At 65.7% G+C, this 12573-nt stretch carries 12 protein-coding genes; 10 read left to right on the forward strand and 2 right to left on the reverse strand.

The features are described 5' to 3' along the window. The first annotated feature begins 66 nt into the window (after positions 1–66). From hemE to PHI64_RS03790, 7 genes are all read left to right on the forward strand, one after another. Positions 67–1140 (forward strand): uroporphyrinogen decarboxylase, encoded by a 1074-nt coding sequence (gene hemE / locus PHI64_RS03760; RefSeq protein ID WP_299878804.1) that lies wholly within the window; start codon positions 67–69, stop codon positions 1138–1140. Positions 1141–1607: 467 nt separating this feature from the next. Continuing rightward, entirely contained in the window at positions 1608–3788 is a 2181-nt protein-coding gene (locus PHI64_RS03765) for a primosomal protein N' (protein WP_299878807.1), read from the forward strand. A 138-nt stretch (positions 3789–3926) separates the two neighbouring features. Further along, entirely contained in the window at positions 3927–4190 is a 264-nt protein-coding gene (locus tag PHI64_RS03770; protein WP_299878810.1) for an amine oxidase, read from the forward strand. 221 nt (positions 4191–4411) lie between these two features. Next, positions 4412–5416 carry a cytochrome-c peroxidase gene (locus tag PHI64_RS03775; RefSeq protein ID WP_299878814.1) on the forward strand — a complete coding sequence of 335 codons (1005 nt, stop codon included), beginning with the start codon at positions 4412–4414 and terminating at the stop codon, positions 5414–5416. 139 nt (positions 5417–5555) lie between these two features. Further along, the gene (locus PHI64_RS03780; protein ID WP_299878817.1) at positions 5556–5969 is read left to right on the forward strand and encodes a Fur family transcriptional regulator; all 414 of its coding nucleotides are present in this window, start codon (positions 5556–5558) and stop codon (positions 5967–5969) included. Between the two features lie 130 nt (positions 5970–6099). Further along, positions 6100–6348, forward strand: coding sequence for a hypothetical protein (locus PHI64_RS03785; protein ID WP_299878820.1), 249 nt, complete (start codon positions 6100–6102; stop codon positions 6346–6348). Continuing rightward, on the forward strand, positions 6332–7627 hold the full coding sequence (locus tag PHI64_RS03790; RefSeq protein WP_299878823.1) for a DUF2325 domain-containing protein: 1296 nt from the start codon (positions 6332–6334) through the stop codon (positions 7625–7627). Before PHI64_RS03785 ends, PHI64_RS03790 begins: the two co-directional genes overlap by 17 nt. A gap of 7 nt (positions 7628–7634) precedes the next feature. On the opposite strand, the gene PHI64_RS03795 is transcribed toward PHI64_RS03790, so the two are convergent. Further along, complete coding sequence (locus PHI64_RS03795) at positions 7635–8864, reverse strand: MFS transporter (RefSeq protein ID WP_299878825.1); 1230 nt, start codon at positions 8862–8864, stop codon at positions 7635–7637. 256 nt (positions 8865–9120) lie between these two features. Here PHI64_RS03795 and PHI64_RS03800 point away from each other — a divergent pair, with 256 nt between their 5' ends. From PHI64_RS03800 to PHI64_RS03810, 3 genes are read left to right on the forward strand one after another with little or no spacing between them, the layout of a single operon-like run. Next, entirely contained in the window at positions 9121–9486 is a 366-nt protein-coding gene (locus tag PHI64_RS03800) for a response regulator transcription factor (RefSeq protein WP_299878828.1), read from the forward strand. Positions 9487–9489: 3 nt separating this feature from the next. Then, entirely contained in the window at positions 9490–10134 is a 645-nt protein-coding gene (locus tag PHI64_RS03805) for a chemotaxis protein CheC (RefSeq protein ID WP_299878831.1), read from the forward strand. A 35-nt stretch (positions 10135–10169) separates the two neighbouring features. Further along, positions 10170–11468 (forward strand): diguanylate cyclase, encoded by a 1299-nt coding sequence (locus PHI64_RS03810; protein WP_299878834.1) that lies wholly within the window; start codon positions 10170–10172, stop codon positions 11466–11468. 55 nt (positions 11469–11523) lie between these two features. Here PHI64_RS03810 and PHI64_RS03815 read toward each other — a convergent pair whose 3' ends face one another. Then, positions 11524–12492 carry a nitronate monooxygenase gene (locus PHI64_RS03815; protein ID WP_299878837.1) on the reverse strand — a complete coding sequence of 323 codons (969 nt, stop codon included), beginning with the start codon at positions 12490–12492 and terminating at the stop codon, positions 11524–11526. Between the last annotated feature and the right edge of the window lie 81 nt (positions 12493–12573).

Raw genomic sequence — 12573 nt, forward strand, 5'->3', positions numbered from 1 at the left:
CGGCAGCAAATGGCGGATAATCCCGCCTTTGCCGCCCCGCGCGGTCCTGTCTGCTGAGGATTTCAAGTGAGCCGTCCGAAGAACGATACCTTCCTGCGCGCCCTGCTGCGCCAGCCCACCGACTACACCCCCCTGTGGCTGATGCGCCAGGCCGGGCGCTACCTGCCCGAGTACCGGGAGACGCGCAAGCGCGCCGGCAGCTTCCTCGACCTGTGCAAGAACCCCGGCCTGGCCTGCGAAGTCACCCTGCAGCCCCTGACCCGCTACAAGCTCGACGCAGCCATCCTGTTCTCCGACATCCTCACCGTACCCGACGCCATGGGCCTGGGCCTGTACTTTGCCGAAGGTGAGGGCCCCAAGTTCGAGCGCCCCCTCAAGGAAGAATGGGAGATCCGCAATCTGGCCGTGCCCGATCCCAACATCGAGCTTGGCTACGTGATGGATGCGGTCGCCGAGATCCGCCGCGCCCTCGACAACTCCGTGCCGCTGATCGGCTTCTCCGGCAGCCCCTGGACCCTCGCCTGCTACATGGTTGAAGGGGGCGGCTCCGACGACTACCGTAAGGTCAAGTCCCTGCTCTACAGCCGCCCGGACCTGATGCACCACATCCTAGAGGTGACCGCCCGTTCCGTCATCGCCTATCTCAATGCCCAGATCGAAGCCGGCGCCCAGGCAGTGATGATTTTCGACTCCTGGGGCGGGGTACTGGCCCACGACGCCTACAAGGAATTCTCGCTGGCCTACATCCGCCAGATCGTTGCCGGCCTGACCCGCGAGAAGGACGGCGAGAAGGTTCCCTGCATCGTGTTCACCAAGGGTGGTGGCCTGTGGCTGGCCGACATCGCCGACAGCGGTGCCGATGCGGTAGGCCTCGACTGGACTGTGGATATCGGTGCCGCCCGGCGCCAGGTGGGCGACAAGGTTGCCCTGCAGGGCAACCTTGACCCCTCCGTGCTGTTCGGCACCCCGGAAGCCGTCGCCGCCGAAGCCAAAAAGGTACTCGACGCCTATGGTCCCCACGCCGGTCATGTCTTCAACCTGGGGCATGGCATCTCCCAGTTCACCCCGCCGGACAACGTCACCGTGCTCGTTGATACAGTTCACGCACACAGCCGGGCCCTGCGCAGTCAGGCACGTTAAGGCATCTGGCAAGGCAATCCGGGGCCGGCATCTGCCGGCCCTGATCTTTTGTCAGACGCTCCCGGGTCATCCTGCCCAACGCCAGGAGTCCCGACCGATCGCCCCGAAACGCCCCCCGTCAAGCACTAAATTTGATAAGAGGGGCTTGACTTGTGCACAGCACCACGGATCGTGTCAGTTTTGCGACAGAACTTGGAAGCGAAAATCTTCACATTCTCAGGCCTTTGTTTTAAAAGGAATTATTATTTGTTCAGGAATGAGGCAATGTAGGAAAAACGCTGACGGGGAGCGGGTTTAGCGGCACTACGCCCATGTTTCCCACAAAGTTATCCACAGCTTTTGTGGACAAGGGAAAATACCCGCGCCGCCCCAAAGGCTTCAAGCCTGTTTCCCAAGCAGAGCCTCACCAAAACTGCGCAATCAACTGATTTAAATGAATTTTTCTTAAAGAACCCGCCCCTCCGGCCATGAGTCCCGTCATCATCCGCGTCGCCCTGCCCCTGCCTCTGCCCCAGGCCTTTGATTACACGGCAGAAAATATCTCGGCCGGAGATCTGGGGCGCTGCGTTCGGGTGCCCTTCGGGCGGGGCGAGAAGACCGGGCTCATCGTCGCCTTGCCCGATGCCGCCGATTTGCCCGTCGATCGCCTCAAGCCGGTCATCGCCATCCAACGGGACGCCCCAGCCCTCCCCGCCGACTGGCTGGCCATGGTCGAGTTTGCAGCTCGCTACTATCAACACCCCCTCGGCGAAGTCGTCGCCATGGCCCTGCCGCCCCGCCTTCGCAAGGCCGATGCCGTGGCCGGCGCCGAGGCCGACCCCCTGCTTGATCTCACGGACGACGGCCGCACCGCCCTCACTGCCGGCAAACGGGAGAGCCGCGCCCTGAGCCTGCTGCGTGATCTCGCCGCCCACGGCCCCCGGCGGCGTAGCCTGCTGCGGGCCGCCGAAGGCGCCACCCCAGCCGTGGCCGATGCCCTCAAGCGCGGCTGGATCGCCCCAGCCGTCGCCGCGAACCCTGCCGCCATGGCCGGCGCCCCGACCCTCACTACCGAACAGGAAGCCGCCCTGGCGGCCCTCTCCGAAGGCTTTGGCCGCTTCCAGCCCTTCCTGCTGGCCGGGGTAACCGGCAGCGGCAAGACCGAGGTGTATCTGCGCCTCGTCCAGCAGATCATCGCGCAGGGCGGGCAGGCCCTGATCCTGGTGCCCGAAATCGCCCTCACGCCCCAGCTCGAAGGCCGCGTGGCAGGGCGCTTCCCCGCCGCCCGGGTAATCAGCCTGCACTCGGCGCTGGCCGAAGGCGCCCGCTCCCAGGGCTTCGTGCAGGCCATGGAGGGGCGCGCCGACATCGTCCTCGGCACCCGCCTGTCGGTGTTCACCCCTCTGCCCCGCCTCGGCCTGATCGTTGTGGATGAAGAGCACGACGCCAGCTACAAGCAGCATGAAGGCGTCCGCTACAACGCCCGGGATCTGGCCATCTGGCGCGCCCGCCAGCGCAGCGTGCCCATCGTCCTGGGCTCGGCCACCCCGTCCCTGGAAAGCTGGCATGCGGCGGATACCGGCCGTTATCGGCGCGTGGAACTGACCAGCCGCGCCGTCGCCGCCACACTGCCCAAAGTCCGGCCGGTGGACATCCGCCGCGAGAAACTGCAGAACGGGGTGTCGGAGCATCTGCTGCGGGCCATCGCGGCCCGTCTGGAGCGCGGCGAACAGAGCCTCGTCTTCCTTAACCGCCGGGGCTACGCGCCGGTGCTCTCCTGCCCGTCCTGCGGCTGGGTCAGCCGCTGCCCCCACTGCACCGCCAACATGGTGCTGCACCTGGCCGACAAGCGTCTGCGCTGCCACCACTGCAGCTACGAGGCCGGCATCCCCCTGGCCTGCCCCGACTGTGGCGACCAGGACATCCAGCCCTTCGGCCGCGGAACCCAACGCCTCGAAGAGACCCTCGGCCAACGCTTCCCGGACGCCCGTGTGCTGCGCGTCGATCGGGACGCCGCCCGCACCCGCAGCCAATGGGACGCCCTCCTCGACCAGATCGGCCGAGGCGATGCCGACATCCTCGTCGGCACCCAGATGATGGCCAAGGGTCACGACTTTCCCAGGCTCACCTTCGTGGGCGTGCTCAATGCCGACTCATCCCTCTTTGCCGCCGACTTCCGCGCCCCTGAGCGCATGTTCCAGCAGCTCATGCAGGTGGGCGGCCGGGCCGGCCGGGGGGAGCTGCCAGGTGAGGTGATGATCCAGACCCAATACCCGGATCACCCCCTCTACAAGTGCCTGGAAGCCCACGACTTCGCCCGCTACGCCGCCCTCCAGCTTGAGGAGCGCAAACAGGCCCACTTCCCGCCCTACGCTGCCAACGCCTTGCTGTTTGCGACGGCACCAGAGGTGGCCACCGCCATCGACTGGCTCAAGGAGGCCCGCGCCCGCGCCGCGCCCCTGGCCCAGGCCTTTGGCGTGCAGGTGTTCGACCCAGTACCCATGCGCATGCTCCGCCTGGCCCGCCGCGAACGCGCCCAGCTACTCGTCGAGGCCGCCACCCGCCCCACACTGCAGGCCTTCCTCACCGAATGGAGTCACCACCTGTGGAGCCTGCGCCCTCCCCGCGAGCTGCGCTGGCACCTGGACGTAGACCCGGCCGAGGTGTGAGCCGGGCCCGCCTGTTACATCTCCACATACCCTTACAACTGGATTGCCAACCCGGCGCAGACAGGGCGCGTTGATCTCCCCACGGGCTGGCAATCACGCCGGCCTGGCTTAAAAGCAAACACTGCCCAGGAGAACACCATGCTGAACAAGATCATCGCCCTTGCCATCGCCACCGGTTTCGCTTCCGTCTCCTTTGCCCAGGCGCCGGCTGCCGCCCCCGCGGCTGCCCCGGTTGCCGCTGCAGCAGAAAAGAAGGCCGAGCCGGTCAAGGCTGAAGTGGCCAAGGTCGAGAAGGGCGCTACCGACAAGGCCCACAAGGCCAAGGCGCACGCCAAGGCCCATGCCAAGCACGCCGAGGTGCCCGCCGCTGCGCCGGCTGCTGCTGCACCCGCTGCCAAGTAAGCCCTGCCAGGTCAGCCTCTTCCCTGCCCTTCGAGGGGGCGTGTCCCGGATAACCGGGGCACGCCCCCTCAGCCGTTTACCGCGCGCTTCCATGACTCAGATCAAGATCAAGCCCACGCGAAAGGCGTCAAATCATTCCGCGCTTTAGACTTAATCTAAAAAATACCCCCAGAGATCCGGTTTCAGCATTCTGACATCAGCATTTTCTGGAGGATGAAAACATGAAGATCAGCCACCTTGCCCTTGCCACTGCCGTCGTCTGCGGCAGCCTCACCCCCTTTGCATGGGCAGCCAAGCCCGCCAGCGAGCCGGTCAGCCCGATCCAGCCGGCCAAGGTCACCAACCCCAAGCTGGTCGAGCTGGGCAAGAAGCTCTACTTCGATCCGCGCCTGTCCAGGTCGGGTTTCATCTCCTGCAACTCGTGCCACAACCTGTCCATGGGCGGCACCGACAACCTCAAGACCTCCATTGGTCACAACTGGCAGAAGGGCCCCATCAACGCCCCCACGGTCCTCAACTCCAGCTTCGCTCTGGCCCAGTTCTGGGACGGCCGGGCCAAGGACCTCAAGGCCCAGGCCGGTGGCCCCATCGCCAACCCGGGCGAGATGGCCTTCACCCACGAGCTGGCCGTGGATGTGCTCAAGTCCATTCCCCAGTACGTGGCCGAGTTCAAGGCTGTATTCGGCTCGGAGACGGTGGATATCAGCAAGGTCACCGATGCCATCGCCGCCTTCGAGGAAACCCTGGTCACCCCCAACTCCCGCTTCGACAAGTGGCTGAAGGGCGACAGGAAGGCCCTCAACGAGAAGGAACTGGCCGGCTATGCCCTGTTCAAGAACAGTGGCTGCGTGGCCTGCCATAACGGCCCGGCACTGGGCGGCACCTCCTTCCAGAAGATGGGCGTGGTCGAGCCGTACAAGGCCACCAGCCCGGCCGAAGGGCGCTCAGCGGTCACCGGCAAGGACGCCGACCGCTTCAACTTCAAGGTGCCCACCCTGCGCAACGTCGAACTCACCTATCCGTACTTCCACGACGGCGAAGCCGCAACCCTGGAACAGGCCGTCGATACGATGGGCCGCCTGCAGCTCGGCAAGCAGTTCACGACCGAAGAGAACGCGAAGATCGTAGCCTTCCTGAAGACCCTGACCGGCGATCAGCCCAACTTCCGGATGCCCATCCTGCCGCCTTCGACCAACGCCACGCCACGTCCGAAGCCCTTCGAGTAAGTCTCTCTGGCGGGGTGGTCCGGCATGGACGGCCCCGCCCGCGTGGACGTGTGGCGCCCTGACTCGATAAGATCCGGATCACTCCTCCCAAGGGGGAGACAGAACTCGAACAGTACGGACGCCCGACGGAGACCCCACCATGGCAGACATGAGCATCAGGCAGGCCACCGAACTGCTGCGCGAGGCCGGCATACCGGTCACCCTGCAGCGTGTCGAAATCGCCCGCAGCATGTTGTCCGCGCCCGTCCACCTGTCGGCCGACCAGGTCTTCAGCCGTGTCCGCGAAAGCGTGCCGGCCACCTCCCGGGCCACGGTGTACAACACCCTTAAACTGTTCAGAGAGAAGAACTTGGTACGAGAGCTCATCGTGGACCCGGAACGGGTTGTGTATGACTCCAACACCGCGCCCCACTATCACCTCTATGACGCCGCAAGCGGCCGGCTCGTCGACGTTTCCGCCGACGAGCTGAAGGTGGTCGGCATGCCGGCCCTTCCCCCCGGGATGGAGCTTGAAGAGGTGGATGTGATCATCCGTGTGCGGAGTCGCGCTTAAGGCCCCTCGCCTGCCCGCTGCAGGAACAGATGCGGTGCTTGCTTACAATTTGAGAATTATTCTCGTTTACAAAATGGAGCCGCGGGATTAAATTGAGAACTGTTCTCATCAATCCCGATCGGGTGACTCCATGGATCCTGTCAGCGGACTGCCTTCCGCCCCTGCCCCTGTTCCGGCCAGCCTCTGGGCCGGGGCGCTCAGTGAACTCCTCAATCACGGTGAAACCGGTTGCCGCCAGTCGGCGCAACGGGCGGTTGACCTCCTGACCCGCCTGGCCGACAGCCCCGCCGTCGATCGTGACGTGCGCGACCTGTGCGAACGGGCCTGCCAGCGACTGATCCACCCAGAACAGGAGCGTCGCCATGTGTCTGGCTTCTGACCCCAAAGGCGGCGATCTGCAGTCCCTGCTACGCGCCGAATACGCCAGCGCTCTGGTCGCCATCGACCTGCCCAAGCCAGGCACAGTGCCCGTCCTGCGCCGCGCCCGCCTGTGGGATCTGGACGATAAACTGCACTGCCCCATCATCGGCACCTGCATCTCCATTGACGAACTTCAGCGTTTTGCGCGGCGCTTCCAGTTTGCCCGCCCGTCCGACGATGACTTCACGGTACACGTGGAAGCCGTGGGTCTGGCGCGCAGTCGCAACCCGGTGTCCGAAGCCCTGCAGCGCCACCTGGAGAAAAAATTTCATCTGGCAGTGGAGCGCTTCAGCAAACTCAAGAGCGATACGGAAGTCCGTCAGCAATGGATCGAGTGCTGCAACCGGGGCGACGTGGCTGGTCCCCTGTGGGCGGTGTGCACCCATCGTGCCGTGTCCGCCGAAACCCGCCAGCGCGCCTACACCGACATCCACATGCTGTCCCATCAGGTGGGGGCTGGGCAGGCGGCCGACGCCCGGCGCCTGGCCCATCTGGAGGCCGAAAACGCCGAACTGAAGCGCAACCATGCGCGTGAGGTGGCCGCACTGCGTCGGCAGCTCAGCGAGGCAACAGCCGGACTCGACGCGCGGGATGCAGCCATCGAGCAGGCGGCTTTGTTCCAGAAGCGCCTGCAGCGCTTCGAATCCGGCCAGGTCTACGTCGAGATGGGGCAGCGCCTGCTGGCCCTGCAGACCTCCCACGAGGCCCTGCTCGACAGCACCCGGCAGTTGCTTGAGCTGGAACGCCAGCTCAAGGACAGCCGCGAGGAATCCCGCCGGCTGGTGGCCGAGCGCGACACCGCGGTGGCCGAACGGGGCGCCCTCGAACACCTGCTCCAGGCCCTGGATAGCCCCGTCTGCGACAAGGCCGGCAGCGACGACTGCGCCGGCTGCAGCCAGTCCCTCACGGCCCGCTGCGTGCTCTACGTGGGGGGACGTGCGTCCCTGCTGGCGCAGTACCGGCAACTCGCCGAACGCCTGGGCATTACCCTGATCCACCACGATGGCGGGCAGGAGGAGTCCCTGTCACGCCTGCCCGAACTGATCCATGGCGCCGACGCAGTGGTGTGCCCCACCGACCGTATCAGCCACAACGCCTACTACCATGTGAAGGCCCACTGCAAACGGGTCGGCAAACCCTGCCTGTTCTACCGCGGCGGCGGCGTCTCGGGCTTTGCCGTGGCCATGGCGCGGGTCAGCCGGGGCGAGTTCAGCGTGGCGGGCAGCGAGGCCGGCTGAACGCCCCTCAGTGGGGCTTGAAGCGGCCGGCCCGGGCCAGTGGCACAAAGCTCAGGATCTGCGCCCCCAGCAAGATCAGGAAGGCCACCCGCAGGGCATCCGCGCCGCCCATACCCTCGGCCCCCAGGCCGTCCAGCAGCCCGCCCAGGCCCCACTGGACCACGAAGGCGCCGATGAAGGCCATCAGGTTGATGCTGGTGGTCACCCGGCCGGTAAGATGCAGGGGAAACAGGCCGGCCACCACCCCGTACATCTGGGCGCCAGTGGCCGACACGATGCCGAGCGCGCACCACAGCACCAGCGTCGGCCCGGCTTCGGCAATGATCAGCCCCTCCACCACCATGGTCAGGAACAGCCCCACCTGCATCAAGCGTAGCGGCGTGATGCCCCGGGCAGCAAGCCGGGTGGCCCACGTACCGATGGACAGCTGGCCGGCCAGCATGCCGACGTTGAGCCAGAACAGGTGGTCCGCCGCCACACTGCGGCTGTAGCCATTCACCTCCATCAGCCAGGGCACGGCCCACAAGCCCTGCAGGGCCATGAACCCACCGGTGAAGAAGGCCGACTGCCCTGAAAAGCTCCAGAAACGCCCTGCCGACAAGACCTCTGTGACGCCCCGCAAGGCGCTCTGCAGATCTACGCCATGCCCCCCGCCATCCTTCTCCGGCATGGCCAGAAAGATCAGGGTGGCAATGCCCGCAGCCAGGGCTGCCACCACCCAAAAAGCCCCTCTCCAGCCGAGAAAAGGCAACGCCGCCTCCAGCGGCGCCGACGCGGTGACAGCCCCCAGAGCACCGCAAGACATGATGTAGCCGGTCATCGACGCCAGTCTCTCCCGCGGAAACCACAGGGTGAAGCCCTTCAACCCGGCCATCAGACAGGCCGCCACCCCCAGACCGATCAGCCCCCGGGCGCTGGCCAGGGTGGGCAGGCTGTCTCCGGTGGCAAAGAGCACCCCGCCGAGGGCCGTAATCAGCAACAGCGCAGCCTCCACCCGGCGCGGGCCGTAGCGGTCCAGGGCGATGCCAACCGGAATCTGGGCCAGGCCAAAGGCGAAAAAGTAGGTGCTGGTAAGCAGACCCAGGTCCGCAGCGGTCAGCGCCAGCTCCCGGGTCAGATCCGGGGAAATCACCGCATTGACCGTACGCAGCAGGTAAGACAGGTAATAACCCAGGGCGAAGGGCAGGAAGATCCGGCTGACCAGAAAGAGCGACGAAGGAGCTGGGCGGGCGTGCATGGGACGGACGTGCTGGGATTGGGCGAGCCCGGAGCTTACCGGGCCCGATGGCCTTCGTGTCGGAACATCAGGGAAAGCCCCAGGGCGCATCCTGTGCACCTTCTCCAACGGTCCGGAACACCTTGACTGGCTTTGTTCCGGCCCCGGAAAGCCGGGCGCGCGCAACGGCGCGATTCATCGATTTGCTGTGCATAATTTAACTAAAGTTTGCACAGCAGCCGTCGTTACCGGCCTACGACATCATCGGAATGTAGCCATGCCCACGCCCGCCACGATTCTGCTCGTTGATGACAGCCGTGCTTCACGCATGCTGTGCGCTTCGGTCATGCGCAGTGTCCGTCCCGACCTGCAACTGCTCGAAGCCGGTGACGGCGCCGCTGCCCTGGCCATGCTGGTGGACGTGAGCCCCGCTCTGGCAGTGCTCGACATGAACATGCCTGGCATCTCCGGCCTTGAGCTGGCTGAAAAGCTCCGCGCCAGCCACCCCGAGATGAAACTGGCGCTGCTCACCGCCAATGCCCAGGACGCCATCCAGCGTCGGGCCGCAGACCTCGGCGTACACTTCTTCCGCAAACCCATCGGTGAGGCGGTAATTGCCAACATCCTGGCGCTGCTGGAGTAGAGCATGCGGACGTTCTCGGAACTCGAGATGGATGCCCTGACCGAGGCCTTCAACCTGTCCCTCGGAGAAGCCGCGAACACCTTTTCGGCCATTGTCCGCGAGGAGATCGAACTGTCGGTGCCCACCATCGAGATCGTCTCCCGGGAAGAGCTGACCCTCCGCCTGGAAAGTACCCAGCCTGGTGGTGCCGCCGAGCGCCTGTGCCGCATCAACCAGCACTTCGATGCCGCCAGCGGCTTTCAAACCGACGCCCTGCTGCTCTTCCCGGAGCACGGCAGCCTCGAGATCGTGCGCCGCATGCTCGGTGACGACACCTCCATCGAACAGATCACCGAACTCGAACAGGACGCCCTGGCCGAGATCGGCAACATCATCATCAACAGCTGCATGAGCAGCCTGGCCAATCTTTTCGGCACCGAGATGAGCGGCTCCCTGCCCCGGGTCCAGTCGCGCACGGCCCGCACCCTGCTCGATGACAAAGCCGCCACCGACGTGATCCTGGTAGCGCGCATCGGCATGACCATGGCCGCTCACAATCTCTCCGGCTTCGTGCTGTTCATCATGGACGTGCCTTCCATCGAGCACTTCATGGACCAGGTGAGCCGCCTCTTCCATCTCCCCCAACACGGAGAAAGCCAGCCCTCGTGATGGATTGCTGCCACCTCCTCCCGGACAGCGTCGATATGGGGCTCATCCTCATCAGCGGGGAGGGCCGCATCCTGCTCTGGAATCGCTGGATTGAAGAGCGGGCCGGGCTGGCGGCCAGCCAGGTGACCGGCATCACCCTGGCAGAAGCCTTTGGCCCCCACGTAGACCCACGGGTCGCGCTCGTCGTGCGCGAAGCCCTCGATTTTGGATGGTCAGCACGTCTGTCCCACGCCCTGCATCCCACGCCCCTGCCCCTCTACCCTCCTGGCGGGGGTCGCAGCGAACGCATGAAGCAGTCCATCGACGTCACCCCGGTAGCCAGCGAAGGCCGCTATCACTGCCTGCTGCAGGTGCGCGACGTGACCGAGACGGTGCGCCGCGAAGCCTTGCTCAAGCAGCAGTCCCGACAGCTGCGCCTCGACCTGCAGCGCCTGTCCCGAGCCCAGGTAGAGCTGCAGCGCAGCGAGATGCGCTTCCGCGAACTGGCCCGTCAGGCCCCGGCGGGGCTCTTCGAGGCCGATGCGCAGGCCTGCTGCACCTTCCTCAACGAGCGCTGCGAACAGATCCTCGGACACGATCTGGAGCAGGTTGCCGGCACGCCATGGATCAACCTCCTGCCCGTGGGCGAGCAGGCCCGGGTACGCGCCATCTGGTGTCTGGCGGCCGAATCCGCTACCCGTTTTGCCGAGGAGTTCCGCTATACCCGCCCTGATGGCGAGTACCGCTGGATGCGCGCCGAGGCCGGCCCACAGCACGACGAACACGGGCGCATCAGCGGCTTCATCGGCACCATGCTGGACGTCACCGAGTTCCACGAGCGGGCCATCCGTAACGAGTTCCGGGCCAACCACGACGGCCTCACCTCCCTGCTCAACCGGGATCGCTTCGAACGTCACCTGCGCGCCGCCATCTCCGGCGCCCGCGAGGTTGCCGACCGGCTGGCCCTGCTGTTCATCGACCTGGACGACTTCAAGGGCATCAACGACACCCATGGCCACCATGCCGGCGACACCGTGCTCAAGACCATCGCCGGCCGGGTGCGCCGGGTGCTGCGCAGCGAAGACATGGTGGCCCGCTACGGCGGTGACGAATTTGCCGTGCTGCTCACCGGCACTGGCGACAGCGCCACCCTCGACGCCATCATCTTCAAGATCCACCAGGCCGTTGGCCTGCCCATCAATCTGGGCCACTGCCACGTGCGCATCGGCTGCTCCATCGGGGTTTCCGTCTTTCCCGACCATGGCAGCGACCCGCTGAGCCTGCTGACCCACGCCGACAAGGCCATGTACGCGGCCAAGCGCTCCCGCTCAGGCCAAATCACCACCCCCGCCTGAGGCACCCACCGGCAGGGGCAGCAGCACTCTCCAGTGCGGCCAGGGCCGGCTCGACTCAGCCCAGCGCAGGACTGGGCGGCAAGCCGCAGGCCGCCCGATACTCGGCGGCAAGGCGGTCACACAGCTCACGCACGGGAAGCACATCATGGATGGTGGCAACCCCGTGGCCGGCGCTCCACACATCGCGCCAGGCCCTGGCCTCATCAGCCAGGGGCTTGAGCTTGCCCTTGCCCACCCCCTGCACCAGGTTTTCGCGCTGATGGCCGAGCTTTTCCAGGCTCGGCCACAGGAAATTGGCATTGGTGCCCGAAACCGCGTCGGTATAGACGATGTCTGCCGCCCCGCAATCCACCAGCATCTGCTTGTAGGCGTCCTGGGCGCTGGATTCGCGGGTGGCAATGAAGCGCGTGCCCATGTAGGCCAGATCGGCGCCGAGAACTTCAGCGGCCCTCACCGCATAGCCATCGGAGATGGCGCCGCCGAGGATCAGGGCACCGTCCCAGAACTCACGGATCTCGCGGACCAGGCTGAAAGCGCTCTGGGTGCCAGCGTGGCCGCCGGCCCCACCGGCCACGGCGATGATCCCGTCCACCCCGGCAGCTGCGGCCTTGCGGGCATGGTAGGTGTGGATCACATCCGAGAAAACCAACCCGCCGTAAGCGTGGACGGCCTTCACCACCTCGCCCGGATGGCCCAGACTGGTGATCACGAAAGGCACCCGGTGGCGGCAGATCAGCGCCAGGTCGGGTTCAACCCGGGCGTTGGAGGCATGCAGGATTAGGTTGATGCCGTAAGGGGCGACGGGCGCCGAGGGATCGGCGGCCCTGGCCTCGGCCAGCCCCCCGTTGATGCTGCCCAGCCAGACGTCAAGCTGCTCTGGCGTGCGCGCATTGAGGGCAGGAAAACTACCGGCAACGCCGGCCTTGCAGGTTTCGGTGACCAGTTCGGGGCCGGACACCAGGAACATCGGCGCGGCGATGGCGGGAAGGCGCATTGCGCCGCGGAATGCGTGCGGAAGTGTCATGTTGCTGTCTCCTGGATTTATCTTCTTGTGGGTCCTGCGGTGGCGAATCTAGCACGTCACCAAGGAGACAGCAGTGGTCAG

The sequence above is a fragment of the Zoogloea sp. genome (genome assembly GCF_028689785.1).
Classification (GTDB): domain Bacteria; phylum Pseudomonadota; class Gammaproteobacteria; order Burkholderiales; family Rhodocyclaceae; genus Zoogloea.